Source organism: Cupriavidus sp. 10L45 (assembly GCF_056395225.1).
The window spans coordinates 117,947-142,503 of record NZ_JBFTJC010000006.1 but is presented as its reverse complement, the minus strand read 5'-3'; the positions used below and the strand labels follow the sequence as shown (position 1 = coordinate 142,503).

20 protein-coding genes are annotated in these 24,557 nt (G+C 62.9%); 10 read left to right on the top strand and 10 right to left on the bottom strand.

Annotation, left to right across the window (positions count from 1 at the left end):
* Positions 1-14: 14 nt before the first annotated feature.
* A complete protein-coding gene (locus AC1DFU_RS12845; RefSeq protein ID WP_441593099.1) occupies positions 15-1,868 on the bottom strand; it encodes a hypothetical protein in 1,854 nt (617 codons plus the stop codon).
* Between the two features lie 230 nt (positions 1,869-2,098).
* On the opposite strand from AC1DFU_RS12845, the gene AC1DFU_RS12840 reads away from it, so the two are divergent.
* The 3 genes from AC1DFU_RS12840 (at position 2,099) to AC1DFU_RS12830 (ending at position 6,140) form a co-directional block, all read left to right on the top strand.
* A complete protein-coding gene (locus tag AC1DFU_RS12840) occupies positions 2,099-4,099 on the top strand; it encodes a lactonase family protein (RefSeq protein WP_477159782.1) in 2,001 nt (666 codons plus the stop codon).
* Positions 4,100-4,257: 158 nt separating this feature from the next.
* Positions 4,258-5,469: an NO-inducible flavohemoprotein gene (hmpA, locus tag AC1DFU_RS12835; protein ID WP_092296285.1), complete on the top strand. Its 1,212-nt coding sequence runs from the start codon at positions 4,258-4,260 to the stop codon at positions 5,467-5,469.
* A gap of 104 nt (positions 5,470-5,573) precedes the next feature.
* A complete protein-coding gene (locus AC1DFU_RS12830) occupies positions 5,574-6,140 on the top strand; it encodes a TetR family transcriptional regulator (RefSeq protein WP_441593095.1) in 567 nt (188 codons plus the stop codon).
* A 13-nt stretch (positions 6,141-6,153) separates the two neighbouring features.
* Here the strand turns inward: AC1DFU_RS12830 and AC1DFU_RS12825 are convergent, their stop codons facing one another.
* On the bottom strand, positions 6,154-7,161 hold the full coding sequence (locus AC1DFU_RS12825) for a LysR family transcriptional regulator (protein WP_092296823.1): 1,008 nt from the start codon (positions 7,159-7,161) through the stop codon (positions 6,154-6,156).
* Positions 7,162-7,389: 228 nt separating this feature from the next.
* Here AC1DFU_RS12825 and AC1DFU_RS12820 point away from each other — a divergent pair, with 228 nt between their 5' ends.
* The 4 genes from AC1DFU_RS12820 to AC1DFU_RS12805 are packed head-to-tail and all read left to right on the top strand — an operon-like array spanning position 7,390 to position 13,977.
* A complete protein-coding gene (locus AC1DFU_RS12820) occupies positions 7,390-8,160 on the top strand; it encodes an alpha/beta hydrolase (RefSeq protein ID WP_441593093.1) in 771 nt (256 codons plus the stop codon).
* A gap of 40 nt (positions 8,161-8,200) precedes the next feature.
* Positions 8,201-9,421: an efflux RND transporter periplasmic adaptor subunit gene (locus AC1DFU_RS12815; RefSeq protein WP_092296276.1), complete on the top strand. Its 1,221-nt coding sequence runs from the start codon at positions 8,201-8,203 to the stop codon at positions 9,419-9,421.
* Positions 9,422-9,425: 4 nt separating this feature from the next.
* The gene (locus AC1DFU_RS12810) at positions 9,426-12,590 is read left to right on the top strand and encodes an efflux RND transporter permease subunit (RefSeq protein ID WP_092296273.1); all 3,165 of its coding nucleotides are present in this window, start codon (positions 9,426-9,428) and stop codon (positions 12,588-12,590) included.
* Positions 12,577-13,977 (top strand): efflux transporter outer membrane subunit, encoded by a 1,401-nt coding sequence (locus AC1DFU_RS12805; RefSeq protein ID WP_441593091.1) that lies wholly within the window; start codon positions 12,577-12,579, stop codon positions 13,975-13,977. Before AC1DFU_RS12810 ends, AC1DFU_RS12805 begins: the two co-directional genes overlap by 14 nt.
* Before the next feature lie 5 nt (positions 13,978-13,982).
* On the opposite strand, the gene AC1DFU_RS12800 is transcribed toward AC1DFU_RS12805, so the two are convergent.
* Positions 13,983-14,624, bottom strand: a complete 642-nt coding sequence (locus tag AC1DFU_RS12800) for a TetR/AcrR family transcriptional regulator (protein WP_441593089.1) — start codon at positions 14,622-14,624, stop codon at positions 13,983-13,985.
* 212 nt (positions 14,625-14,836) lie between these two features.
* Between AC1DFU_RS12800 and AC1DFU_RS12795 the strand changes: the two genes are divergently transcribed.
* Positions 14,837-15,850 (top strand): tripartite tricarboxylate transporter substrate binding protein, encoded by a 1,014-nt coding sequence (locus AC1DFU_RS12795; RefSeq protein ID WP_441593088.1) that lies wholly within the window; start codon positions 14,837-14,839, stop codon positions 15,848-15,850.
* A gap of 76 nt (positions 15,851-15,926) precedes the next feature.
* Here AC1DFU_RS12795 and AC1DFU_RS12790 read toward each other — a convergent pair whose 3' ends face one another.
* The 3 genes from AC1DFU_RS12790 to AC1DFU_RS12780 all read right to left on the bottom strand — a co-directional run bounded on the left by AC1DFU_RS12790 (position 15,927) and on the right by AC1DFU_RS12780 (position 18,332).
* Entirely contained in the window at positions 15,927-16,817 is an 891-nt protein-coding gene (locus AC1DFU_RS12790) for a serine hydrolase domain-containing protein (protein WP_441593086.1), read from the bottom strand.
* A gap of 144 nt (positions 16,818-16,961) precedes the next feature.
* Positions 16,962-17,960, bottom strand: coding sequence for a zinc-dependent alcohol dehydrogenase family protein (locus AC1DFU_RS12785; protein WP_441593084.1), 999 nt, complete (start codon positions 17,958-17,960; stop codon positions 16,962-16,964).
* Between the two features lie 69 nt (positions 17,961-18,029).
* The gene (locus AC1DFU_RS12780; RefSeq protein ID WP_441593082.1) at positions 18,030-18,332 is read right to left on the bottom strand and encodes an ArsR/SmtB family transcription factor; all 303 of its coding nucleotides are present in this window, start codon (positions 18,330-18,332) and stop codon (positions 18,030-18,032) included.
* A 197-nt stretch (positions 18,333-18,529) separates the two neighbouring features.
* On the opposite strand from AC1DFU_RS12780, the gene AC1DFU_RS12775 reads away from it, so the two are divergent.
* The gene (locus tag AC1DFU_RS12775; protein ID WP_441593080.1) at positions 18,530-19,612 is read left to right on the top strand and encodes a retroviral-like aspartic protease family protein; all 1,083 of its coding nucleotides are present in this window, start codon (positions 18,530-18,532) and stop codon (positions 19,610-19,612) included.
* A 154-nt stretch (positions 19,613-19,766) separates the two neighbouring features.
* On the opposite strand, the gene AC1DFU_RS12770 is transcribed toward AC1DFU_RS12775, so the two are convergent.
* Both AC1DFU_RS12770 and AC1DFU_RS12765 read right to left on the bottom strand, forming a co-directional pair.
* Positions 19,767-20,111, bottom strand: a complete 345-nt coding sequence (locus AC1DFU_RS12770; protein WP_441593321.1) for a membrane dipeptidase — start codon at positions 20,109-20,111, stop codon at positions 19,767-19,769.
* Positions 20,017-20,490, bottom strand: a complete 474-nt coding sequence (locus tag AC1DFU_RS12765) for a hypothetical protein (protein WP_441593338.1) — start codon at positions 20,488-20,490, stop codon at positions 20,017-20,019. Before AC1DFU_RS12765 ends, AC1DFU_RS12770 begins: the two co-directional genes overlap by 95 nt.
* A 318-nt stretch (positions 20,491-20,808) precedes the next feature.
* On the opposite strand from AC1DFU_RS12765, the gene AC1DFU_RS12760 reads away from it, so the two are divergent.
* Positions 20,809-21,288, top strand: a complete 480-nt coding sequence (locus AC1DFU_RS12760; RefSeq protein ID WP_441593078.1) for a GNAT family N-acetyltransferase — start codon at positions 20,809-20,811, stop codon at positions 21,286-21,288.
* A 136-nt stretch (positions 21,289-21,424) separates the two neighbouring features.
* On the opposite strand, the gene AC1DFU_RS12755 is transcribed toward AC1DFU_RS12760, so the two are convergent.
* Positions 21,425-22,954 carry an IS3 family transposase gene (locus AC1DFU_RS12755; protein WP_441593077.1) on the bottom strand — a complete coding sequence of 510 codons (1,530 nt, stop codon included), beginning with the start codon at positions 22,952-22,954 and terminating at the stop codon, positions 21,425-21,427.
* Between the two features lie 47 nt (positions 22,955-23,001).
* Complete coding sequence (locus AC1DFU_RS12750) at positions 23,002-24,489, bottom strand: ISNCY family transposase (RefSeq protein WP_441593076.1); 1,488 nt, start codon at positions 24,487-24,489, stop codon at positions 23,002-23,004.
* Positions 24,490-24,557: the final 68 nt, after the last annotated feature.

The window sequence follows — 24,557 nt, the reverse complement described above, 5'->3', positions numbered from 1 at the left end:
CCCGGCGTCTGCTTCTAGTCGTCCAGGTAGGCCGTGAGCGATTTCTCGCTGCCCACGGGCCCGAAGATCGGCTTGTGGGCCTTCGTGGCCTTCCAGCGCTTGCTTGCCGTGCGCTTCTCGCGCAGCGACTTGACGGAGGTGTCGGTGTAGAACTGGTCGAGAGTCACCTGCAGGTCGGACAGCATCGTGAGCTTGTCCTCCAGCGCCTGGCGCTCGTCTGTGTCCACGGTCTTGTCGAGTTCCATCTCCAGACCAGTCTCCATCTTGTCGATCAGGGCTTTCTTGCGCTTCAGGTAGTCGGACTCCAGCCGCGTGACGTGGAAGTCCGTACCGTGCTGCTGGTTCGCCCATTCGACGCGCCGCTTCAGCAGCTTGCGGCGCTTCGTATGCTTGCGGTCGCGCTCCTCGGCGGTTTTGCGGCCGGGGSGCGCCGGGCGCGCCGAGTCCATTTCGTCGATCAGCTGCTTCTGCGAAGCCACCTTGGAAAGCGTGGCCAGACTGACCGTGAACAAGTCCATCCTCGGCTTGTTCTGGAAGATGTTCTCATCGACGTCCATGACGCTGGCGTCGCTGTGCGTCCCATAGTCTTCTGCATCGGACTGGTCATCGTCCGACTCCTCGCCGCGGGTGCTGAACTTCGGGAAGCCGAGCGTGTTCTGCACGTAGGTGGTTGCCTCGTCCGGCGTCGTCAGATGCGTGCCGTCCATCTGGGTCATCTGCTGGGCGAAGGCGTTGTTCAGGTGCAGCCGCTGGGTGAAGAAATTCTCCGGGGAGGGCGCCTTGTTTTCCGGCAGGGCCCGATAGGCGAGTTCGAGGATCTGCTTGGTGCAGAGGAAAACGGCCTTGTAGGTGGCACCGTCGAGGGTGCTCTGGGGCAGCGGCCGGTTGACATCCATCAGTGCGGAGAACGCCAGCTCGGGCTGGTCCGGTTCGGTGGGCTTGGGGGGCAGGGTCCTGCCGAAGCCGTGGCTGGCGTCGTGCACCAGCATGGCCTTGGACTTTTCCAGCTCGAACTGGCGGAACCGGTTTTGCCCGGCCTCCTCGTCGGTCGGGCCCTGCTTCCGGCGCCCCTTCAGTTGCGGATGATTGAACGCCTGATATTGCAGGGCATGCTGCACCATCAATTGGATGTCGGCGTCCATCCGGACATCGACATGGAGCTTCATGCGCTCGAAATTGTCCACCGCGGCCTGGGCGGCCTGCTTGGCCTGTTCGGGATCCATGCCCTGGGTGGCCGCGGCAAGGATCGAATGGAGGTCGACGTACGAGAAATCGCCCACCGGATCGGCCTCCACGGCCTCTGTATCCGAGTCGTCGTCGCTCCGCTTGCGCTTCTTCTTGTTTTCCGCTTTGGTCTTCGCCTCCTGCTCTTCTTGCGCCAGATGCCGATGGGTCCGCGAGCGCGCTTCCGGATAAGACGCGTCCACGTTCCGGGTGGTATGCAGGCGGCGGCCAATCTGTTTCAGCGCGAACCGTTCCAGGCGGGGGTCGTCGAGCTTGTCGAGGAGTTCATGCGTGTTCAGCGTGCCATGGTCGCCCTTGGTGGCGAGCGCAACCAAGGCGGCGATCTGACTGGGCGTGGCCTCGTCGCCATAGAGTTCCCTGGCGAGCTTCCCTGCGGCGGCCCGGCTGCTGATGTCGCGCAATTCGTCATCCTTCTTGTAGACGAACTTGCCTTGCAGGACCGGAGACGTGCCGGCGGCAGTCAGCGACGCGAGCGCCTGGCGCTGATGCAACTGCCGGGGCGAGCGGTCGACCAGCGCCTGCCGGCCGCCCGCCCCCACCGGCGTTGCCGATCGCTCGGCGGAGCCGGGTTCCGTGGCATGAGGATCAGGGGCCTTTTTCTGCCTCGTCAGGGATTCACGCATTGGGATCGCTGGAAGGTTGGGATTGCCGAGGACACTAGCAGGCCGCTCGCGTGTTGTCCACGAGGGCCGTGGTGGGTATTCGATGCGCTCGCACCAGCCACCCCCCGATTGGGGGATGTGGCATATCGCCGGCGCTGATAGAGTCGCGCGCAAGCTGCCCCGTTGAGGGCGCAAGTGGCCGCCGGCTCAAGGCTTGGGCGGCCCTCGCTATATAGATACGGGTTGGGGCCATGTTCTCACACGCTATTGCCGGCGCGCGCGCTGCCGGCCTTGCCTTGCTCGCCGCGGCCTTGCTCGCCGCCTGCGGCTCCGATGATCCCCCCGAAAGCCCGACCGCCACGCCCGCGGCAGCGCGCCTGGTGGTCGACACCGGCAGCGCCGCGCCGGTGGCGGGTGGCACGCTGACGCTCAAGGCGACGCTGCTGGCCGCCGACGGCACCGAGGTGAAGGGCGCGAGCTTCGCCTGGACGTCTTCCGATCCGGCCGTGGCCACCGTGGCGAGCGCCTCGGACAAGGCGCCAGCCGCCTCGGCATCGGTCATGGGGCCGGTCGGCACCTACGCCACGATCCAGACCCTGGCCGCCGGCGCGGCCGACATCACGGCCACGGCGACGCTGGCCGATGGCAGTCGCATCAGCAGCATCACCCATCTGGTGGTGCAGGCCGCGCCCGCCAAGTCGTACGCCCTCGTGCTGACCCCGGCGAGTCTGGTCGTGACGGCCGGCGGCGCCGCGCAGACCGTGACCGTCGCCGTGCGCCGCTCGGACGGCGTGGACGGGGCAGGGGATCTCACCAACTGGGCGTGGACAACGGATGGCGCCAGCTTCGTGGCCACCCCAGCCGCCGACGGCCACAGCGCCCAGGTGGCGAGCCCTGTCTCGGCCGTCGCCGCCGCAGCCGGCGTGCTGACGGCCTGCGCCGACGCCCCGGCTGGCGGCCGGCTGTGCGCCAATGCGGCGCTGTCGCGAGGCGCTGCACCGACGATCTACACCGTGGGCGGCACCGTGTCGGGCCTGGCTGCGGGCAAGAGCCTGCAACTGGCCGACACCAATGGCGACACCCAGGTCGTCAATGCCAACGGCAGTTTCGCGATGCCGGCTTCGCGCGCTGTCGGCACGGCCTACAACGTCACCGTGGCCGGCCAACCCGCCGGGCAGACCTGCACGGTGGGCAATGGCAGCGGCACGCTCGCGGCGGCCAGCGTGACCAACATTGCGATCACCTGTGTGCAGGCGCAGTTTGCCGTGGTGGCCAACAGCACAGACCGCACCTTATCTGTCTACCGGATCGACCCGATCAGCGGCGCGCTCGCCGCGGTGCAAGGTAGTCCGTTTGCGGCCACGGGGCAGATCGCCGATCTCGCCTTTTTGCCGTCGGGACGGGTAGCGTACGCGCTGATGCGAGACACAGACAGATTGATGCCATTTGCGCTGGACCCGGCATCCGGCGTTTTGGAAGCCGTGCCAGCTGCCGCGATACCGAGTCCAATCGCGGGAGTTAGAACCATCGCCGTATCGCCCTCTGGGCAGTCGTTCTACGTAGGCTTGGATTCTGGCTGGACATTTCGGTACGACGTGGATGCCGCCAGTGGTATGCCGCGTGCCTGGACTAGCAACATCAAGGTGGGATCCGCAACGCAGGCGGGGACGGCTATCGCGATTTCACCCGACGAACAGTGGATCTACGTGGCCGGCACGAGTGCGGATGCGGTCACGACGTTGCGGGGCGATCTTTATATCGGATTTTTTGCTGACACGCCTTCCGGAGGCATCGGACCGAATGCGGCTGTGCTTTCGCCGAACGGGGCGTTTCTCTATACCCCTAACATGGGCAGCGGCACCGTCGGCGTTCATGCACTGGCTGCCGGTTCTGGCCTCATTGTCGGTACCCACGCGTTTGCAGTGGGTTCGGCGCCGACCGATATCGCGATGGCACCTTCCGGCCAGTTTGCCTACGTGGCCAACAGCGGCAGCAACAATATTTCGTCTCTTCAGATCGATGCCACAACAGGCATGCCGACAACGGCTCCGGTGAATGTTGCTGCCGGGATAGGCACCCAAAGGCTGCGCGTGACGCCGAACGGGAAGTTTCTGTACGCGCCGGCGCTCAATGGATCGGTCTACGGCTACGCGATTAACGGGACGAGCGGTGCCTTGACCGCGGTGCCGGGCAGCCCATTCCCCACCGGCAACGGCAACGTGGCGATCGCCATTGTCGAGCCGAGGCCCTGAGGAGAGGCGGGCCGGTTGCGGTTCCAGCAGGACCGCAACCGGCCGACGGACGACTCGACCAGCGGCGATGGCATAAGCCTCGCCTCACCGCTCCGCCTCACGTCTCCTATGCTGTTCAAGCGCCTAAGCCGCTTGACCTGCCCCCAAGGAGATCCCCCATGCTCACCCAAAAAACCAAAGACATCGTCAAGGCCACCGCTCCCGTCCTGGCTGAGCACGGCTACGACATTATCAAGTGCTTTTACACGCGCATGTTCCAGGCCCATCCTGAGTTGAAGAACATCTTCAACATGGCTCACCAGGAGCGGGGGCAGCAGCAGCAGGCGTTGGCGCGGGCGGTTTATGCCTATGCGGAAAATATCGAGGATCCGAGCAGTCTGATGGCGGTATTAACCAATATCGCCAACAAGCACGCGAGTCTGGGTGTTCGTCCCGAGCAATATCCTATCGTCGGGGAGCATCTGCTTGCGGCGATCAAGGAAGTCTTGGGCAGTGCAGCGACGGACGACATTATCTCGGCATGGGCGCAGGCGTATGGGAATCTTGCCGATGTGCTGATGGGGATGGAAAGCGATCTGTATGAGCGGTCGGGGGCACAGGACGGGGGCTGGACGGGCTGGCGGCATTTTGTCGTGCGGTCAAAGGACGCGGAAAGCAGCGTTATCACCTCATTCGTTCTGGAACCCGTCGATGGCGGGCCGGTGGTCAACTTTGAGCCCGGCCAGTACACCAGCGTTGCCATCAACGTGCCTGCACTGGGTATGCAGCAGATTCGTCAGTACAGCCTGTCCGATATGCCGAATGGCCGCAGCTACCGGATCTCGGTCAAGCGTGAAGGGGGCGGGCCGCAGCCGGCGGGCTATGTATCGAACCTGCTGCATGACCACGTGAATGTCGGCGATGAAGTCAGGTTGGCAGCGCCTTATGGCAGTTTCCATATCGACGTCAATGCGCGCACGCCCATCGTGCTGATTAGCGGCGGCGTAGGGCTGACGCCGATGGTCAGCATGCTGACGCAGGCGATCCAGGACCCGCAGCGGCATGTAGTTTTCGTGCATGGTGCCCGTAATGGGAGCGTTCACGCCATGCGCGACCGGCTGCGCGAGACGGCTCGGACATTCCCCAATTTCGATTTGATCGTGTTCTACGATGCGCCACTGCCGGAGGATATCGCCAATCACGACTACGATTTTGCCGGGCTAATCGACGTGGCGGCGATCAAGGATTCGATATTGCTGACCGATGCCGATTACTACATTTGTGGCCCGATTCCATTCATGCGGCTCCAGCATGACGCGCTGAAGGGATTGGGCATTCGTGAGTCGCATATTCATTACGAGGTTTTCGGCCCCGACCTGTTCGCCGAATAACCCAAGAAGGCCAGCGAGCAGTGGATCTCGTCATGATTGCTGGCTTGAGACTTACGCGCGACAATGCGTGCCATATTGCCAACCGCTGAATCACTGCATGCAACATGGGACACTCGAAGGAGACGAAGGCCTCTACGCGTCAACGCATACTTGCCGTCGCCGCACAGCGCTTCCGCGAGCATGGTTTTTCAGGGATCGGGCTGGCTGAGATCACCCGCGAGGCAGGTATTACGCCGGGGGCGTTCTACCGGCATTTCTCGTCGCGCGAGTCAATGCTGGCCGAAGTCGTCCGTATCGCCGCGCGCAGTCTCGATGAGTGGGCTGCAGGATCGCCTGATGCGCCCAGTGCGGTGCGGAATTACCTCAATGCCGCGCACCGGGACGCACCCGGTGTTGGCTGCCCCTTGGTGGCGCTGGTGCACGACATCGCGCACGCAGACCCGACCACACGCGATGCCTATACGCTCGAGGTGAACCGCGTGCTGGACTTCCTGGAAGGACTCAACAAGGCGGAAGGGCACGCCGATTCACGGGCGATGGCGCTGCTTCAACTCTCCGCCTTCGTCGGTGCGATGGGGTTGTCCCGTGCCGTCAGCGATCCCGCGTACTCGCAAGACCTCCTCGACAACGTGGCGGACGGTCTGGTCCAACTCGCCACGCCGCTGCGCTAGGGACGCTGGCGCCCTACAGCACGGCTTCGTGCTCGTGTGCTATCGCGGGGGCCGCGGCCGGCACGCGAGCGGATGCGCCTGCCAGCGGCATCGCATCGGGACACTTGCCTTCATCCGCCGCCAGCAGCGGGCAGCATTCGAACATCTGCGCCACCCAGTCGACGAACACCCGCACCTTTGGCGCGAGATGCCGGTTCTGCGGATAGATCGCCGCAATCGGAATCGGCCGTGGCCGCCATTGCGGCAATAGCTCCACCAGCGCGCCACTGCGCAGGTGCTCCTTCACCATGAAGCGGGGCGCCTGCAGCATGCCGGCGCCGCTCAGGCCATACGCCACGTAGGCATCGGCGTCATTGAAGCTGACGCGGCCGCGCATCGCCACCTCCACCGGATTGCCGTCCACGATGAAGTTCATGTCCAGCGTGCGCCCGGTGCGGTTGGAGAAGTAATGGATGGCGGTGTGGTGCGCCAGGTCGGCCAGCGTACGCGGGATGCCATGGCGGGCGATATAAGCCGGGCTGGCCACGGTGGCCAGGTGCATGTCGCCCAGGCCGCGCGCTACCAGGCTCGAGTCCTGTAGCGGTCCGACGCGGATCGCACAATCCACGCCGTCCTGGATCAGGTCCACGAGCTTGTCGCCATAGCCCACCACCAGTTCGATGTCGGGAAAACGCGCGTGGAACGTATGCAGCCGCGGCACGACGATGGCGCGGCCGATGGCCGCCGGCATCTCCACGCGCAGCCTGCCCATCGGCCCCTGACCAGAGCGCGTCATGGCCACCTCGGTCTCGGCAATCTCCGCGAGGATGCGCATGCAGCGCTCGTAATAGTCGGCGCCCTCGGGCGTCAGCCTGAGCTGCCGCGTGGTGCGGTTGATGAGCCGCACGCGCAAGTGCGCTTCCAGTCCCTGGATGATCGTGGTGGCCGACGTGCGCGACAACCCCAGCGCCTCCGCCGCACGCGAGAAGCTGTTCATCTCCACCACGCGCGTGAAGACTTCCATTGCCTGGACCTTATCCATCGTCTTGCCCTTCATTGGTGCGCCGGACCGGAACGCCTGGTGCGTTACGGGCCGGATTGTTCGGTCACGCCAAATTGTGTTCTGGATTATGAACGTTTACCAGAAGTTCGCAATGTACCAGACTTCGTGCATCGCAGCATTTGCAATTCTAGGCAGCCCCTCATGGTCCCGAATGGCCAATCCCCTCCTGTAACGACCCGCGTGGAAAGCGTGCGGATTGCGGGTCACGTGCAGCCGATTCCCTTGCGCATCTACGTGCCGGTCGGACTGGACGTCCGGCCTCCCGTGGTGCTCTACCTGCACGGCGGCGGTTTCGTGCAGGGCAGTGTGGCGTACGCCGACGCGGCAGCGCGGGCCATTGCCGCCGCCACCCCAGCCGTGGTGATTGCGGTGGGCTATTCGCTGTCGCCCCGGTTTCCGTTTCCTGTACCGCTTGAGGACGGGTATCTGGCAGGGCTTTGGGCCTTGGCCAATGCGGGCACCTACGGCGGTGACGCGCGCCGCATGGGTATCGCAGGTCACGATGCCGGCGGCAACCTCGCGGCTGGCATCGCGGCCATGGCGCGTGACCGCAAGGACCTGACGCTGCTCGCGCAAGCGCTGATTGCCCCGCTACTCGACCCCAGCATGACCCGGCTGGCCGATGGCGGGAGGCTGGTTGGGGCCGATCTCTCGGCGAGCGACTGCGCCATGGCCTATCGCGCCTACTTGCCTGACGTCCTCCAGCACTTGCACCCCTACGTGGCGCCGCTGGAGTCGCGCCGCCTGCAACGGTTGCCGCCCACGCTGATCGTGAGCGCCGCGCGCGACCTCTGCCACATCGAAGGCGAGACCTACGCCAGCGAACTGATTGCGGCGGGCGTGCCGACCGAGACCACCCGCTACGCCGAGGCGTCACACCAGTCGATCGTGACCCATGCCGGCGCGCTGGCCGACGTGGCAGCGTTCTTCGCTCGCCGTCTCCACGCTGCCGAAGCCGGCCCGCGCCGCGCGCAATGAACATCCCATCCACAAAGACACGCTTCGCAGGAGTGAAGTCATGGAACAACGTAGATCCATTTTCCGCCGTCCACCGGTGCTGGCGGGCGTCGGTGCCGTCATGGTGGCAGCCGGGTTGGCAGCCAGTGTGGCGCTGACCGAAACAAGCGCCGCCGCACCGCCGGCCGCCGCTGCGCCCACGGAGGTGACCGTGAAGTCGCTGCAGCCGGAGGACGTGCGCGTCTGGACCAGCTTCTCCGGGCGACTCAAGGCGGTGGACGAGGCGCTCGTGCGGCCCGAGGTGAGCGGGCGCATCGTGGAAGTGAAGGTCCGCGACGGTCAGTCCGTACGCGCTGGCGAGGTCATGTTCGTGATCGATCCGCGGCCGTACGAAGCCGCCGTGGCGCGCGCGAGTGCCGACCTCGCCTCGGCGCGTGCGCGGGCGGAGTTTGCCACCACCGAGTACGACCGCGCCAAGGGCCTGATTGCCGCCGAGGCAATTCCCAAGAGCGTGCACGACCAGCGCGGCAACGAGTACCGCATGGCGCAGGCGGCGGTGCTGGCCGCCAATGCCGCGTTGCGGCAGGCCAGCATCAATCTCGACTATGCCTACGTCAAGGCACCCATCGCGGGCCGTATCAGTCGTGCCGAATTGACGGTGGGGAACCTCGTGCAACCGGGCCCCAACGCGCCGGTGCTCACGCGTATCGTGTCCAACGATGGGATCTATGCGGACTTCGAGGTGGACGAGCAGAGCTATGTCCGCTCCATCCGCAATCACGCGGACACGCAAAGCAAGGAACAGCAGATCCCTGTGGACATGCGGCTCCAGGGCGATGCCGAACACGTCTATCAGGGAAAGATCTACACGTTCGATAACAGCATCGATGTGAACACCGGCACCATCCGCGCGCGAGCGCGCTTTGCCAACAAGGACGGCGCATTAGTGCCCGGCATGTTCGTCTCCATCAGCCTGGCCGGTAGCGGAGACACCCGTGCGCTACTGGTGCCGGACGTGGCGGTGGGGTCCGACCAGAGCAAGAAGTTCGTCTTCGTAGTGGGGCCGGAGAACAAGATCGTCTATCGCGAAGTGACGCTCGGCGCGGGCGTCGATGGCCGGCATATCGTGCTGAGCGGGCTCAACGCGGGCGACCGCGTGGTGACCAAGGGCTTGCAGTTCGTCCGCCCCGATGTCGTGGTCGCCCCGAGGGAGGCCGCTCCCGAGGCGGTGAAGACGGCATCGGCGGGCCCGGCGCGGGGCACGCCGCCCTTGGCGGAGTGACAGCATGAATCTCTCGAAATTCTTCGTCGATCGGCCCAACTTCGCGGCGGTCATTTCCATCATTATCTTCCTGGCTGGGCTGATCGCCATCCCCAAGCTGCCGATCTCCGAGTATCCGGAAGTGGTACCGCCGTCGGTGGTGGTGCGCGCGCAGTTTCCGGGCGCCAATCCGAAGGTGATTGCCGAAACCGTCGCCACGCCGCTCGAGGAGCAGATCAACGGCGTGGAGAACATGCTCTACATGTCGTCGCAGGCCGCCAGCGATGGCCAGATGACGCTCACCGTGACGTTCAAGCTCGGCACCGATCCGGACCTCGCCACGCAACTGGTGCAGAACCGCGTCAATGAGGCACTGCCGCGCCTGCCGGACGTGACGCGCCAGCTCGGCGTCAGCACGGTCAAGAGTTCGCCCGACCTGACCATGGTGGTGCACCTGGTCTCGCCCAATGACCAGTACGACATGCTGTACCTGCGCAACTACGCACGGCTCAACGTGAAGGACGAACTGGCCAAGATCAGCGGCATCGGCCAGATCAACATGTTCGGCTCGGGCAATTACGCCATGCGCATCTGGCTCAACCCGCAAAAAGTGGCCGAGCGCAACATGAATCCCGACGAGGTGGTGGCCGCCATCCGCAAGCAGAATATCCAGGTGGCGGCAGGGGTGATTGGTGCCGCGCCATACGCGAACAACGTCGAGATCCAGTTGCCGGTTAACGTGCAGGGGCGTTTGTCCGATGTCGACCAGTTCGAGAACATCATTGTCAAGCGCGACGGCGGGGTGGTTACCTACCTCAAGGATGTGGCGCGCATCGAGATTGGCGCCAGCGACTACGCGCTGCGCGCACTGCTGGACAACAAGCAGGCGCTGGCACTGGTGATCTTCCAGTCGCCGGGCGCTAACGCCATCGAGATATCGAACAATGTGCGGGCACGGATGGAGGAACTGAGCAAGCGGTTTCCCAAGGGGCTCGAGTACCGCATCGCCTATGACCCCACGACCTTCGTGCGCGACTCGATCACCGCCGTCACGCATACGCTGATCGAAGCCATCGTGCTGGTGGTACTGGTGGTCATCCTGTTCCTGCAGACCTGGCGTGCAGCGATCATCCCGCTGCTGGCGGTGCCCGTGTCCGTGGTGGGCACCTTTGCAGCGATGCATGCGTTCGGGTTCTCGATCAACGCGCTGTCGCTGTTCGGGCTGGTGCTCGCCATCGGCATCGTGGTCGACGATGCCATCGTGGTGGTGGAGAACGTGGAGCGCAATATCGCCACCGGGCTCTCGCCACGCGATGCGACCATCAAGGCCATGAAGGAGGTGACTGGTCCGATTATCGCCATCGCCCTGGTGCTGTGCGCCGTGTTCGTGCCGATTGCCTTCATCAGCGGCCTGACCGGGCAGTTCTATCGCCAGTTTGCGCTGACCATTGCGTTCTCCACGGTGATCTCGGCCTTCAACTCCCTGACACTGTCGCCGGCACTGGCGGCGCTGCTGCTGCGCGGGCACGATGCGCCCAAGGACCGGCTGACGCGCTTCATGGACCGGCTGCTTGGTGGCTTCTTCACCAGATTCAACCGATTCTTCCACCGCAGTTCCGAGGCGTACAGCGGGGGCGTGACGCGCGCGCTGCATCGCAAGCGCGGTTCGATCGCCATCTACCTCGTGCTGCTGGGGGCCACGGTGCTGGGCTTCAGCAAGGTGCCGTCGGGCTTCGTGCCGATCCAGGACAAGGGATATCTGGTCAACCTGATCCAGCTGCCGAATGGTGCCACGCTGGAGCGAACCGAATCGGTTGTGCGGCAGATGACCGACATCGCCGCCAAGGAGCCGGGCTTCCGCAATGCGGTGCAGTTCCCGGGGCTGTCGCTGAATGGCTTCATCAACAGTTCTTCGTCGGCAACCGTGTTCTTCGGCGAGAAGACGTTCGAGGAGATGCGCGAGATCGGCTCGTCCGGTCCGGCCCTGGCCGGCGCGCTGCAGCAGAAGTACAGCGCCATCAAGGATGCGTTCATCGCTGTGTTTCCGCCGCCGCCCGTGCAAGGGCTGGGCAATACGGGCGGCTTCAAGCTGCAGATCGAGGATCGGGGCGATGTGGGTTACCTGGCGCTGAGCAAGACCGTCAACACGGTGCTGGAGAAAGCGCGCAAGGCGCCCGAGCTGGCCGGGGTGTACTCCACGTACAACGTCACCACGCCGCAGCTATTTGCCGATGTGGATCGCACCAAGGCGTCACAGCTGGGCATCGACGTGGATGACATCTTCAAGACCATGCAGATCTACCTGGGCTCGCTGTACGTGAACGACTTCAACAAGTTCGGCCGCACGTATCAGGTGATTGCACAGGGCGATGCGGACTTCCGCTCGTCGCGTGATGACATTCTTCGACTGAAGGTGCGCAATGGCGAGGGCAAGATGGTGCCGCTGGGCGCGGTGGTTACGCTGAGCGACACCAGCGGGCCGGAGAGCGCCGCACGCTACAACGGCTATCGCTCGGCCGATATCAACGGCGGCCCGGCGCCCGGTTACTCCACGGGGCAGGCGCAGGCCGCGATCACCAAGATCCTGGACGATACGCTGACGGGCGAGATGACGTTCGAATGGACTGAACTGGCTTACCAGCAGATCCTGGCCGGCAACACGGCGCTGATCGTGTTCCCGATCTGCATCTTGCTGGTGTTCCTGGTGCTGACCGCGCAGTACGAAAGCGTGTTCCTGCCGCTGGCCATCATCATGATCGTGCCCATGTGCCTGTTCTCGGCCATCATGGGCGTGTGGCTGACCAAGGGCGACAACAACCTGTTCACGCAGATCGGCTTCTTCGTACTGATAGGGCTGGCGTGCAAGAACGCCATCCTGATCGGCGAGTTCGCGCGCGAGTTGGAGATCGAGGGAAAGTCCACGTTTGCGGCGGCGGTGGAGGCGGCTCACCTGCGGCTGCGGCCTATCCTGATGACATCCATCGCGTTTATCGCAGGCGTGCTGCCGCTGGTGCTGTCGCACGGTGCCGGTGCCGAGATGCGCCATGCCATGGGGGTGGCGGTGTTCTTCGGCATGATCGGCGTAACGTTCTTCGGCCTGTTCCTGACCCCGATTTTCTATGTGATGGCGCGCGCATTGGAGAAGCGCATCACCAAGACCGAAAAGGTGCATCACCATGTTGAAGCTTAAGCTGATGACGGCGCTGGCGGCTGCGGCGCTGGCGGCCTGCACGGCACCCGTGGGGCCGCAGTCGTCGGGCATCGATCCTGCGCCGCAGTGGACGAAGCTGGAGGACGGAAATGGGGCGGCAAACGCCTATCTGGTGGCCGACGCCGGTGCCGGCGTAGACCAGACGTGGTGGTCGCGCTTCCGCGACCCGACACTCGATACCCTGGTGAGCGAGGCATTGGCCAGCAACAAGGCACTGGCGATTGCCAAAGCCAGGGTGGAGGAGGCCCGCGCGGGCCGCCTGTTGGCGCAATCGGCGCTGGCGCCGCAGGTCAATGCGACGGCCAGCTCCGAGCGCGGCAACCGGGGGTTCGTGACCAATGACCAGGCCGTGACGATCAATCAAGTGGCGATCTCGGCCGCGTGGGAGGTGGACCTGTTTGGCCGCAACCAGGCACGCACGGCACAGGCGGCTGCGGTGCTGCAGTCCGCTGAAGCGAGCCAGCGGGCGGTGCGCGTGGCGCTGCTGGCCGAGGTGGCACGCAGCTATTTCGAACTGCGCAACTTCGCGCAGCAGATTGGCATCACGGAACGCAACCTGGACAGCCAGCGCCGCACACTGCAGTTGATCGAGGCGCAGAAGCAGGGCGCGCTGGCGAGCAACTTCGACGTACAACGTGCCGCCGCACAGGTATCCGCAACGGAGTCGCTGCTGCCTACGCTGCGTACCGGATACGACGGCGCGATGAACAGGTTGTCGAGCCTGCTGGGCCGCACGCCGGGCTCGTTGTCGGCGATGCTTGCCGGAGAGCCGGCCTGGCAACCGCTCGATCCAGGCATCGTTGTCTCGGCCCCGGCAACGGTGCTGGCCACGCGGCCCGACGTGCGTGTGGCGGAGCGTCAGTTCGCGGCGAGCATCTCGGCACGCAAGGCAGCGGTGGCGGAACTGTTTCCCAACATCTCGCTGACGGCCTTCTTCGGGGCGCAGAGCGCATCGCCGTTCTCATCAACACCGTGGGGGATTGGCGCCGGGCTGATCCAGCCGGTGCTGAACTTCGGTCGCATCCGCTCGCAGATCAACGCGGCCGATGCACGGCAGACGCAGGCCTATCTCGGCTATCAGCAGACTGTGCTCGATGCGCTGGAGGACATGGAGAACGCGCTGTCCGGGTATCTGAACGAGAACGTCAAGAATGCATCGTTGACGGCAGGGGTGGCGCAGAACCGCAAGGCGGCAGAACTGGCGCGCCTGCAATATCGATATGGGTATGTGGGACTGCTCGATGTACTGGTAGCGGAACGGGATCAGCTAGAGGCGGAGTCACGCCAGGCGGCCTCGGATGCGAACTTGCGCAAGGCACTGGTGCGGATCTTTGCGGCGGCTGGAGGTGGCTGGGAAGTGCAGTAGGTAGCTTAGCGCTCCTCTCCCTCAGGGAGAGGAGCAGGGGAGCGGTCGGGCATTTCAATCACCGCCATCAGTTGATCCGCCACGGCATTCAGCAATTCCCTCGATAACTTTGCATCGGACACCGCGCGTGACAGGGTCAGCGCCCCTACGCACGCGCTATACACCAGCATCGCCTTGGCCTGCCTGTTGGCTCCGTCCTCCGGCAGCAGCGACGCAATCAGTTCCACCAACCGCCGCAGCCGATTCGTATACAACGCACGCGATTCCACACCGCTGACACCCGTGTCGTTCAGGAAGGCCGCAATGCCGCAGCTGTTTTCGCGCCGGTCCCGATGCGATTCCCCAAGGTATTCCCGCAACGATCGCCGAAGATTTGCACGCAGGCGCAGGCTCCACTGGTCGGTATCGAGGAACGCCTCGGCCATCGCCTCGCAGACCAGCGCCTCACGTGTGGGAAAGTGCTTGTAGAAGCCGCCCACCGTCAGCCCGGCTTCCTGCATGATGTCCGCTACGCCGATGCCGCGAAGTCCGTGCACGCGGAAACGCTGCGCCGCAATGGTGACAATGCGTGCGTGAGTGGCTTGCCTGGAGGCTTGCGAATGGCCCATGGGAGGAACGACTGGATGAAGGCGGATGCTGCGGAGCATAGCCGATATCGCCACACACTGAACGGCCTCTCACGGTCTCGAGCGGCGACTGCTGGCCGATCGCGCCTTCATGTCCTTCCCGCTCTGCGTTGCCCACAGAGCAACGATCTTGTGTAAGGATTGCTGTATCTCGAACAAAATTTCCGGCCAACAATCCCCTCACAACCGGTTCTCGTATCGATGCGAGAAGGTCTAATAAAGTGGAGGACGAGATGCAAGACCGAGGACACCCCCCCGCCAACCGCTGGATGGCGCTTAGTGCCGTCATCCTGGGGATGACGCTGACCGGCGCACCGGCATCCGCTGCCGACGCGTTTCCCACCAAGCCAATATCGATGCTGGTCGCATTTCCTCCGGGAGGGCCCGCCGATGTGCTGGCGCGGGCCATGCAGCCGGCAATGGCCAAGGCGCTCGGCCAGCCCGTGATCATCGAGAATCTGCCCGGCGCCGGCGGCGCGCTGGCAGTGCAGCGGCTGCTGAGCCGTCCGGCAGACGGCTACACGCTCATCATGGGCTCGCCCAACGAGGCCATCCTGACGCCGCTGGCGCTTGCCAGCGCCAAGTACAAGTCAGAGGAACTAACTCTGCTGGCGCCGGTCTCGAACCACCCACTCGTCGTGATGACGCGCAGCGACCTGCCGTACAACTCGATGGAACAGATCATCGCGGCCGGCAAGTCGGCAGGTAGCAATAGCCTGACCTTCGGCAATCCGGGCTACGGGACCATGTACCACATCGTCGCCGAATACATGGCTCAGCTGACCGGCGCCAAGATGCTGCAGGTGCCGTACAAGGGCGCCACGCCAATGCTGGCAGACCTGACCGGTCGCCAGATTGACATGACGATTCTGCCAAACCTCGGTGCCTCCACGCAGTTGCTGGAAACACACAAGATCAAGGCGGTGGCGGTGCTGGACACGCAGCGCATGCGAACTCTGCCCGACGTGCCTGCCATCTCCGAAACCAGCGTCGCGCGCAAGTCCGAGTTCGTGTATTCGATCTGGCTGGGCGTCATGAGCAAGGCCGGTGTCCCAGCGGAGCGTGCCCGCGTATTGACGGACGCCTCGCAGCAAGCGCTGCGGTCGCCCGAACTGATCAAGGCGCTTGAGCTCTCCGGCGTGCAGCCGATGAAGCCACAGACCCTTGCGGCGTCCGCGAAGTTCTACGTCGACGAGACCGAGAGGCTTAGGAAGATGGCCGCCTCGATCAAGCTGACGCCCCAGTAGTTCCAACCCAAAGCGGGCATCCAGGATGGGCAGAGACTGATATCCACTAGACGCCAGGCATGACCGGAGAATGCCCTCAGCGCGTTTTCTCCAGCGCCTCATGTATCTGCTGGACAACGTGCGCCTCGATGTCCCCCTCATTTGCACCCGGCGAGAAAACTGCGCAGCACGCCGTGGCTTCACCAACGGTGCCACGATAGACCGCCACGACACTTCCGGGCCCACATCCGGTATGTCCAGCCACGATCAAGCCGCCTCCGATAGCGCCTCGCATAAGACCCAGAGCGTATCCTGGCGAAATCCAGGGACGCCCGGCGATCGGGCCACCCAGTACCCGTGTCGACTGCATATCCTGAAGCAAGTTGGCGGGAAGAAGCTCTCCGGCGAGCAGACGATCCAGAAGAAGAGCAGCCTGCGAAACGGGGCCGATCAGCAATCCGTGATAGACCCAGGCCGGATCGTAGTTCAACGAACTGTCGAGGTAATCCCGGTGTATATCTGTGCGCTCCGTTGCGAAACGAGCCGTCGAAATATCGAGAGGCACCAACACCTGCCGCCTGACGGCTTCTTTAAGCGGCTGGTCTGTCGCACGTTCGATAAGCCTTGCTACGAGCATGTAGCCAACATTCGAGTAGCGCCAGGCAGCTCCGGGGGTGTATCGAAGCCGGCGACCATCGAGACGGCGCATCATCTCGTCTGGCGACCATGCCGCTTCATGGTTTGCAATGGCAGCGTGGTACTCGGGAAGCTCGCCATAGTCTGCGAGTCCAGCCTCGTGCCGCAGGAGTTGGCGCAAGGTGAATGCGCTTTCAGGAAGTGAAGTATCCAGGTCGAGCAGTCTGTCTCGCACCAGTGTCAGAGCTGTCGCGGCCAATACTGTCTTAGTAAAACTCCACCATGGTACGGCGGGTTCAAACTGCCCGGGAGGTCTTGGTGATTGGCCGTTGGAGATGACGGAGATCAGCATTGAGCACTCAAACGGTAGTGGCTGGATGGTGGTAAAGCGTGGAGCAGGCAAGATACACCATCAACCGGTAGCGCCGTCCGCAATGACTGCTTAAACTACGACCTTGACGAAGGAATAGAGGTGATGGAGACGAATGGCAGAGTTCTATTCGCAGAGAGCCCTCTCCATGTCGAGCTGCGCCAACGGTCCGACCGCTATCGCGATTTTTCCCTGTAGGCCGTTGCCGGAACTTTCGAGTCGGGCGTGGGCGAGGGGGATGTCGGCGAGGGAATAGACTGCGCCTACGTGCGGCCGTAGTTGGCCGCGCTCGACCAATGCGCTCAGTTCGTCGAGCTTGCCGCGGTTCTGTCGTGTGAACACGAAGTGGTAGCTCGCGTTCTTGCCCCATGCCTGCATCACGTTCTGCGGCTGCGCGGTATCGACGATCGTGACAACGCGGCCGAGTTGGGCGAGGGCGTCCGGGCTGCGGGACAGCGTGTTGCCGCCGATGGTGTCGAACACGACATCAACGCCTTTGCCGCCTGTTTCGCGCAGGATCGCGCCGACGTAATCCTCTTTCCGATAGTCGATGCCCACATCCGCCCCCAGGCGTCTTGCGAACTCGAAGTTGTCGTCGCGCACGGTCGTGAATACTCTGGCTCCCATCGCTTTCGCGAGTTGGATCGCAATATGGCCAACGCCGCCCGCACCGCCGTGGATCAGGATGCTCTCTCCCACGCGCAGCGCCGCACGCGCGACCAGCGCTTCCCACACCGTTCCGCCAACGAGGCTCAGGCTTGCCGCTTCGAGGTGGCTCAGGGACGCAGGCTTCCTTCCTACGATGTTCTCGGATGCTACGTGGTATTCGGCATAGCTTCCGGGGCCGTCGAAGATCTGCGGGGTGTACCAGACTTCGTCGCCGGGGATGAAGGCCGTCACGCCGGGGCCGATTGCTTCGACGACGCCAGAGACGTCGTGGCCGGTAATGGCGGGCAGTGGCACGAGGTCGGCGTAGTCACCACGCCGGACCTGATAGTCCAGGGGATTGATCGAGGTAGCCTCGACCCGGACCAGGACTTGTCCCGCCTGAGGCGCGGGCTTAGGTACTTCCCAAAGTGCGAATGCGTCGGGCCCGCCGAATGTTTTCAGGACCAGTGCTTTCATGGTGAGGTGTCTCCGGATTGTTTCGATAAAACGGGATATCGGGAAATATCGATATATATAGGCAAAAAATTACAGCTCCTTCCCGATGAGCTGGGCGAGGGCGCTGATGGCTGCTTCGTTCCGCTTGTAGTAGGTCCACTGTCCGATGCGCCGGACCTCGACCAGGTCCGCGCGTTGCAGCGTGGCAAGGTAATCCGACACCGTTGATTGCGACAGTCCGACCCCTTCCTGGATGCTGCTCACGCAAACGCCCACCGTGTGAACGTCGCCCTCATCCTGCGGCGGGAAGTTCTTCACGGGATCTTTCAAGCCGCGCAGGATCTCGAGCCGTGTCCGGTTCGAGAGCGCTTTGAAAATTTCGAGCAGGTCCATGACGGCAGTATATCGATATTTCCCGATATGTCAATGAAGGGTTCTGCCGATGTTGAATCACATATGGTCCGATTGTTGACGCTGTTCCGGCATCGGAGCAAAGGCCGCGTCCGAAGGGCGACCGACGATTCCCTCCCATGTGATTCGTAGTGTACTTGACCTAGAATGCCAGACATCTTGAACTCCGTGTCCGGAACATGTCCAAGTCGCTATTGCGGTTACTGATTGCCTCGGTTGTTGCAGTGTTTCTTGTGCTTGGCGTGTTGTATGCGATCGTACGTGGACCGGACTACCGCGACCAGTATCGCGATGTGCTCATCGCCTTCCATCTGGACACGCTGCCGCGCGACGCTTTCAGCCGCCGCGACATCGTCGGGCACCTGGACTCCCTCAATCGCGAGCGATGCGACAAGCAAGCGGCATGGGATCTGTCCCGCGCGCTGCTGGCGGCGCGCTATCGGCGCGAGGCCGCGACGTTGCTGACCGAATACGGCAACGTGTGCCAGCCGCAGCCGGCCTTCCTGAGCGACGCTGTGGAGATCTTCCGGATGCTCGGTGACTATCGTGCCGCGCGGCAGGCGGCCGACAAGCTGGTCAGCATCGACGGTTCCGATATGGCGTTGTTGATGCGCGGGACGGTGCTGAATGCGCAGAAGGAATACGCCGCAGCGCTGCGGGATTTCGAGACGATCATTCGCCGTAGCACCGCCCCCTCGCAGTTGATCGGTGCCGTGTATGTGGGCGCGGCCGATGCGCGCGCAGCGCTGGGCGAGCCGTGCAAGGCGGCCGAATTGATGGCGACATGGATTGGCTATGATCCGGCGCGGCGGGCTTCGTCCAGCGCGCGCAAGCAGCTCGCGCAATACCGGCAAGAGGGCGGCAACTGCAAGACCGAGGAACTGCCGCCGGTGCAGCGTTTCCCGCGCAGGCCTAACGAGGTGATACGCGTCAAAGTGACGGTCAACGGCCAGACGGGCAACTTCATTCTGGACACGGGCGCAAGCTATGTCTCGATGACATCGGCTTTCGCCCGCCGGGCCGGCATTTCGCCCACCGACGGCCGGCCCATCAAGCTGCATTCCGCCAACGGCGTGACGACTGCGATGCTGGCGCACGCATTCACCGTGGCGGTTGGCAACATGAGTACGCGTCAGGTCGAAGTCGCGGTGAAGGAGAAGGGCGACTTCGCGCCCGGCATCGATGGGCTGCTCGGTCAATCCTATTTATCGCGCTTCCAGGTGGTGATTCATCCTGACCACTGGTCGATTGCCTTGCGTTGATGAGGACCTCGGCCCGATTCGGGGACGGCATCTCGGCACCAGAGGCGGCTGCCGACCCTGAGCGGTCATTTGGATAGGCGGCTTCTCCAGTGAGCGTAACCACGCGATAGCCAATTGGAGCGGGCGATCGGAGGAAGACGGTTCGTCCGAGTTTCTAGTTCGCCACCGAGGCCGCGAAAACGCGTCGATAGTTGCCACCGAGGATCTGCTCGGATTCGGACTGCGAGAACCCTGCAGCGAGCAAGGCGTTACCGAGGGATGGCAACTGCGCGTAGCTGGTGAATACGGGCGGGGAAATGAAGCCGAGCATGTCCGTCCCAAGCCCTACGTGGTCGACGCCCACGATGTCGGCCATGCGTCTGAATCCATGTGCCATATCCTGCAGGTCGTGGAACGAACTGGAGCTAGGCCACACGCCGATCACGCCGCCCGTGTCCGCTATCGCGCGTGCATGATCGGCAGAGATCAATCGGCCTCGGCTGGTCGGGCGCCTGGCCAGCGCGGTATGCGACAGGACCGGCGGCTTTGTTGCCACGGAGGCCGCACGCTTTACGATAGTGAGTCAACTGCAGGTGGCGTAGCTGATACAACGTAAAGGCTTCGTCGACACGCTCGATTTTGTCTTCGAGAAAATCCGCGCCTTCTGCCGAAATGATCGCGCGAGGCCCGGCAGCATCGTCCGGCGTGAGTTCGCCCGGATGCGTGACGACGCTGATCCCTTCCTGCTCGACGAGCGCCTTCGCGCGCTTGAACTCTTCCTGCGATAAATGATAAAGCTCTCCTGGCTCCGGCTTGCGCCACGCCTCGAAGCGTCTGCGATCGGCAGAGACTCGCGTAACGAGGGCATCCGTCACAATCGCAAGACAAATCACGTTCATGCCGCCAGGAAAGCGGCACCGTGCTACGGACACTGGCTTAGGCATTACCGTTTGGGAAGCAAACTATCAGGGTCGCGCAGGAAAATTGTCAACGATTTCTGTCCTCAAGTCGACTAAGCGCTTCTGGCGGATAGCTGCCATGTCGGGGCGCTCGCCGGCCGTCAAAGGAAGCGACAGGCATGTGTCCCAGTTCGCCAAATGAACGCTTCGGGTCGAGAAATGCAGTTCGTCGAGCTACTTCCCCAGTGATTTCAATTTCAGTCAAAATACGTTGATGACAGTAGACTCACCTTCTGCGGGCAATCGGAAAGGAGAATAATGCAAACAGCCGAAACAACCACCACCCCGGTGAAGATCCGTACGGTCAATCCGGACGATTTTCCTGCTTGGAAAGTTCTCTGGGATGGGTATAACGCGTTCTACGGCCGGCACGGTGCTACTGCTTTGCCGGCTGAAATCACGCTCACAACCTGGTCACGCTTCTTCGACGCGTACGAGCCAATGCAAGCGTTAGTTGCAGAACAAGCCGGTGAGCTGATTGGGTTGGCACACTTTTTACTGCATCGAAGTACGATTCAACTTAATCCGAACTGCTATCTGCAGGATCTTTTCACAGCGGAGGCCGCAAGAGGAAAGGGGGTTGCACGCTACTTGATCGATCAGGTCTTTTCGCGTGCAAAGGCACAGCGCGTGGAGAGAGTGTACTGGCAGACCCAGGAAACAAACACGACCGCCATGCGCCTCTACGACACCATCGCTGAGAAGTCCGGATTTGTCGTGTACCGCAAGCAGCTTTGAGTCAGCTTTGAGTCGAGAACACTACCCGGCCGGGACAACCGATTGATGACCGCCAGCCGGGCATAGGCGGACGGAACAACGGCGGTGACATTTTCTATTTGGCTCAGAGGGGCTGCGGACGATTTCTTGGACTGATTCAGGTTGCGATTCCCAAGCGGCGCCGGTAGTCGACCGGGCTCATCGCCTGCAGGGACAACTTGATGCGCCGCTCGTTGTACCACTGGATGTACGAGTTTAGCTCGTTCATGAATGCCTCTACCGTGGTGCCGGCCCAGTTGCGACCGTAGTACATCTCGTTTTTCAGGCGCCCAAAGAAGCCTTCGCACGCAGCGTTGTCAGGTGAGCAGCCTTTTCGCGACATGGATCGGACGAGACCCGCCGCATCGATACGTTGTAGCCATCCCGGCCAACGATAGTGCGAGCCCCTGTCACTGTGTACGACGGGGCTGTCGCCTTCGGTGAGCGTCTTGATAGCGCCGTCGAGCATGCTATTGACCAATTGCGCGTCAGGCCTCGTTCCGATAGACCAACTCACAACCTTGCCGTCAAAGCAGTCGATCATGGGTGATAGGTAGACCTTGCCCGCTGGAAGCTGGAATTCGGTGATGTCCGTCAGCCACTTTTGATTTGGAGCCTGCGAATGGAAGTCCCTGGCAATCAGGTTCTCGGGCGCAACGCCAATCTCCCCGCTGTAAGAGCTATACCGGCGACGAGGTCGATGGACAGTAAGCTGCTCCTCCGCCATCAATCTGCGCACAACTTTCTCGGAGATCTGCATATCGCGCTGGCGCAGTATCGCGTGGATACGGCGGTACCCGTAACACCGATGGTTGCCCTCAAAGATCTCGACCATGGCGTTACGAACCTCGCCATATTTATCGGCCAGGCCTAATCTTGTCTTGTGATAAAAATAGCTACTGCGTGCAAGCCCGACGATGCGAAGAAGTTCGGACAACGGATACGTAGATTTCAAGGCATCAACCACCTGTGTCTTCTCCCTGTTTGTCAGGGCCAGGGTGTTGATGCCTTGGTCTTTTTTTATTAGATCGCCCGCCTGCGTCAGGATGTCGCGCTCAAGTTGCAGCTGGCGTACCTGCTGTTCGAGCTGCGCGATTCTTTCCAGCAACGCCGCATGCTCGTCTTCAGGCGAAGCCAATTTACGTTTTCGCATAGATCGATATGCCTCGTCTCCGAGCAGTTGATCTTTCCACTTGTACAACATCGGTCGGCTTACTCCAACCTTTTTTGCCACATCCTCCGCTGAGCCCGGGCGGGTGCAAAGGTCAGTGACTGCCTGACGCCTCTGTTCGGACGCAAACGGCGCACTGGTGTTTGTGCTCGTGACCATGCGGCGCGACCCAGGGCGCAGCTCCTCAATCCAGCGGGCCAGCATTTCGGTGCTGGGATACCCGAGGGCTCTGCGGGTATGAACTAAAGAGCAGCCATGACCGAAATAGTGATCCACCGCCACGCGTTTTTGCTCCAGCGTGTATCGCTGCCTTGGACGGCGGAGCTTGGGCAGGTCCCCAAGCGCCTGGTACAGGTGAACCCACCGCTTCAGGTTCTTGCCCGACGGATAGCCCAGCTCACGAACGACCGTTGCCGTCTTTCCCCCGTACTTGAAATATAGCTTGACCGCCCTGATGCGATCCTCGTACGAATACATGAACTACCTCCAAGTAGTCCAAGTTTTCATCCGCACCCCCTCTTCCGCTAAATAGAAATGTCAGTCCGGGCGTGCTTTTTGTGCGGGGTGGGATGTTTTTTGTGGGGTGCCCGTAAGGCGGTGGCGCTGGCCGATGGCGCCTGAGCCGGGAGCAGGGTGGGACATTCCGTTCCCGCGATGGCGCGTTCCAGATCCAGCCGGTTGATCAGCCGTTGGCGCTTGACGTTCAAGGGCACCTTGGCCGGGCGCGGCGACTCGCCCGAGAGCGTGCGCGACGGCGCGCTCCAGTGCCGGCTGTCCCGCTCGGCCTGGACCGTGGCGGCAATCGCGAGCACGTGCCCGAGCCGCTTGTTGTCCACGATCGCGCCCTGATCCACCTCCGGCAACCGGTCATAGGTGGTGTAGGGCAGGGCAGCGCCATCGGCCCATAGCTCGACCCGGCCATCGGGGTACTCCGCCACCTCGATATAGCGGTGGATCAGCCGGCGATGTTCAGGCAGGTCCTCGATCAGGTACATGACCTTCGCATACTGCAGTGTGAGGCTCTGCGAGACCTTGCGCCATTCGCGCCAGCTGAAGATCCGTTCCAGGTCCTCGTCACCGCGCAGCGGCCGATGGGCATCGAAGTCGCTGCGCGGCACCTTGGCGAAGCGCGCGTTGAAGTCAGCCATGAAGGCCGGCGCGTAGGCGTTGGCGGCTTCCATGCTGGAAATCTCCCGCAGCCGCAATTCCTTGACCAACCGGTCCTGCAGCGTGCCGTTCATTCGCTCGACGCGGCCCTTGGCCTGGCTCGTGTTGGCGCACAGGATGTCGATGTTCAGCTCGAAGAGGGCGCGCCCGAACTGCGTATAGCCGCGGCCTTCGGCATTCTCCTGTCGGTTGACGCGGAAGACGCCAGCCTTGTCGGAATAGAACGCCATCGGCTTGCCGTGCCGTTCGATATAGGCCCGGGTGGCGGCAAAGTAGGCTGGCGTCGATTCGGTCGGCACGAACAGCAGCTGCATCAGCCGGCCGGTGGCGTCGTCGACGTAGACCAGCAGCGTGCACGCCGCCGCCCGGTCCTCGAACCAGTGATGATCGCTGCCATCGATCTGCACCAGCTCGCCCAGGCAGGCGCGGCGGTTCCTCGGCTGGTGGACCTTGGGCGGGCGCAGCTTCCTCGGCACCCAGAAGCCGGCGTCGATCATGATCCGGCGGACGCACGCGGAGGAGATATCAATGCCGTGGCGCTCGCGCAGCTTCTCGGCGGCCAGGGTCGGCCCAAAGTCGGCGTAGCTGTCGCGGACGAGGCCGCGGACACGAGATTCCAGGCCGGGAGGCAACTGGCGATTGCTGGAACGTCCGCGCTTGCGCGATACCAGCCCGCTTGGCCCGTCCTCCAGGAGCCGCAAGACCAGCCGTCTGACATGCCGGGCACTGACGCCCAGACGTTCGGCTGCCCGCCAGCGCGCAAGGTGCCCATCGGCCACAGCCTGGATCACCTTCATGCGGTCAACTTCGCGCATGCTCATGGTCACCAATCCTTGTCTGTGCATGGCTGCCTCCCAAAGCGCCCGACGAAACTCGGAGCGTACGGGGAGGCAGCCTCAGGTGACATCTCTAT

Coding starts and splice junctions, on each gene's coding strand:
- AC1DFU_RS12765 (WP_441593338.1), bottom strand. CDS start 20,490: ATGAACGTGATTTGTCTTGCGATTGTGACGGATGCCCTCGTTACGCGA.
- AC1DFU_RS12800 (WP_441593089.1), bottom strand. CDS start 14,624: ATGCTCCGCAGCATCCGCCTTCATCCAGTCGTTCCTCCCATGGGCCAT.
- AC1DFU_RS12755 (WP_441593077.1), bottom strand. CDS start 22,954: ATGTATTCGTACGAGGATCGCATCAGGGCGGTCAAGCTATATTTCAAG.
- AC1DFU_RS12795 (WP_441593088.1), top strand. CDS start 14,837: ATGCAAGACCGAGGACACCCCCCCGCCAACCGCTGGATGGCGCTTAGT.
- AC1DFU_RS12750 (WP_441593076.1), bottom strand. CDS start 24,489: ATGCACAGACAAGGATTGGTGACCATGAGCATGCGCGAAGTTGACCGC.
- AC1DFU_RS12780 (WP_441593082.1), bottom strand. CDS start 18,332: ATGGACCTGCTCGAAATTTTCAAAGCGCTCTCGAACCGGACACGGCTC.
- AC1DFU_RS12790 (WP_441593086.1), bottom strand. CDS start 16,817: ATGCTGATCTCCGTCATCTCCAACGGCCAATCACCAAGACCTCCCGGG.
- hmpA (WP_092296285.1), top strand. CDS start 4,258: ATGCTCACCCAAAAAACCAAAGACATCGTCAAGGCCACCGCTCCCGTC.
- AC1DFU_RS12775 (WP_441593080.1), top strand. CDS start 18,530: ATGTCCAAGTCGCTATTGCGGTTACTGATTGCCTCGGTTGTTGCAGTG.
- AC1DFU_RS12840 (WP_477159782.1), top strand. CDS start 2,099: ATGTTCTCACACGCTATTGCCGGCGCGCGCGCTGCCGGCCTTGCCTTG.
- AC1DFU_RS12805 (WP_441593091.1), top strand. CDS start 12,577: ATGTTGAAGCTTAAGCTGATGACGGCGCTGGCGGCTGCGGCGCTGGCG.
- AC1DFU_RS12825 (WP_092296823.1), bottom strand. CDS start 7,161: ATGGATAAGGTCCAGGCAATGGAAGTCTTCACGCGCGTGGTGGAGATG.
- AC1DFU_RS12810 (WP_092296273.1), top strand. CDS start 9,426: ATGAATCTCTCGAAATTCTTCGTCGATCGGCCCAACTTCGCGGCGGTC.
- AC1DFU_RS12785 (WP_441593084.1), bottom strand. CDS start 17,960: ATGAAAGCACTGGTCCTGAAAACATTCGGCGGGCCCGACGCATTCGCA.
- AC1DFU_RS12815 (WP_092296276.1), top strand. CDS start 8,201: ATGGAACAACGTAGATCCATTTTCCGCCGTCCACCGGTGCTGGCGGGC.
- AC1DFU_RS12830 (WP_441593095.1), top strand. CDS start 5,574: ATGGGACACTCGAAGGAGACGAAGGCCTCTACGCGTCAACGCATACTT.
- AC1DFU_RS12760 (WP_441593078.1), top strand. CDS start 20,809: ATGCAAACAGCCGAAACAACCACCACCCCGGTGAAGATCCGTACGGTC.